Source organism: Streptomyces sp. NPDC002130, from assembly GCF_040296465.1.
Taxonomy (GTDB): domain Bacteria; phylum Actinomycetota; class Actinomycetes; order Streptomycetales; family Streptomycetaceae; genus Streptomyces.
In genome coordinates this window covers 1-1,459 of record NZ_JBEOXI010000814.1, presented here as the reverse complement: position 1 = coordinate 1,459, position 1,459 = coordinate 1, and the positions used below count along the sequence as shown (strand labels likewise).

Below are 1,459 nucleotides of genomic sequence, written 5' to 3'. Positions count from 1 at the left end.
GGCGGTGCGGCCGGTGGTCGACGCCGACGGGCTGCGGGAGCTGTTCGCGCACAGCCGCAAGCCGGGCACCGGGGTGTTCCGGGGCACGCGCGAGGACACCCGAACAACCCAACTACGGGGCACGCTTCTCGGTCTGGGGCTGACGATCACCGACTCCCAGGCCCGCGTACTGCTCAACGACAAACTCGACGACTACGCCCGCCTGATGCACGTCACCCGCCGCACCGCCCAACGACACTTCACCGACGAACAGCTCGCCATCTTCGCCAACTCCCTCGCGGCGGCCATTTCCGACGAAGCACCCGGCGAGCCCATGACCGAATTCGAACGCACCATCCCCATGCCCACCAACGCACTCGGACTGACCATCGCCGCCCTGGCAGAAGCGCTGAAAGTCGCCCACGGCAACCTCGAAGAGCACTCTCTGACCGACGGCTTGTCCCACCTGTCGACTCTGGGCATGATCGCCGCCGACGCCCGCACAAACACCCGCACCGGTACCGTTCCCATGCCCCGGCCGCTGCTGCTGCGGATCGCTCGCTTTCTCGACAACACCGCGAAAATGGTCAGCGAGGGAGCGAACCTGCCCGACGGCCTCGACGAAAACGCGCGAGCACCCTTCGTCACCACCCTCCAACAAGACGCCGACGGACTACGCACCCTCGCGAACACCGAAGACGGTCACTCGCCGAAACTTTGGCGTATCCCTGCCAGTAGCGAAACATCGCCCCGTCGCGAAAAAGCCAATCGACGTCATGCCGCAGTCGAAACAGAGCCGAACGCCGCAACGGAAGGCGCGCGCGGGGATTCGATCCGCAGCGGACGACCTCGCCCCACGGAATCTTGACCTGCCAACACATGTGAGGAGTTACTCGTGAGGCCTATCGCCAGTTTCAGCGCCATGTTCGTGTGGGCCATCCTGCTCATCGCCGTCGTCGGCATCGCCGTGAGCCTGACCCAAGGGGCGTGGGCTCCCACCGTCGCCTGGGCGATCGTGGCAAGCGCGGCCGCGGCTGGTCTGATACGTCTGCGACACCGGCAGATCGGTAGCACCCGCACATTGAGAGCTGTTCCCGCGCGGCGAATACATCGCGCCAAGCACGACAAGAACGATCACATCTGACACATCCCACCGACTGCCGACGGCTCCCCTCCGCGGCCCAGATCGTCCCGCCGGCATTCGTAAGCGCCCAGGGGGACGGGCCTTGGGGCCTTGCGTCTGACGAATCCCCGGAATGGTTATCGAGTACAGCTCAGCGTGTTGAAAGCTGGCCTGTTGAAGTCAGTACTGCTGTATTCAGTACTGCGCGTTCGTCATTCACCACCGACTCCGCGGTCCGCGGGAAATCGGTAGACCCGAATTCCGCCCTCGCGATCGGTGTATTGAATGCTCCAGAGCGTGCGATCCACCTGCCCCAACTCGATACTCCGGACAGCTTCCTCCAAGGTCGGGTACTCA

General features: G+C 64.4%; 2 protein-coding genes. Both read left to right on the top strand.

Annotated features, from left to right (window positions below):
• Window positions 1-847, top strand: an 847-nt coding sequence (locus tag ABT116_RS45865; RefSeq protein WP_351647109.1) for a hypothetical protein, incomplete at its 5' end; no start/stop codon positions are given.
• A gap of 27 nt (window positions 848-874) precedes the next feature.
• Entirely contained in the window at window positions 875-1,123 is a 249-nt protein-coding gene (locus ABT116_RS45860; RefSeq protein WP_003943394.1) for a hypothetical protein, read from the top strand.
• Window positions 1,124-1,459: the final 336 nt, after the last annotated feature.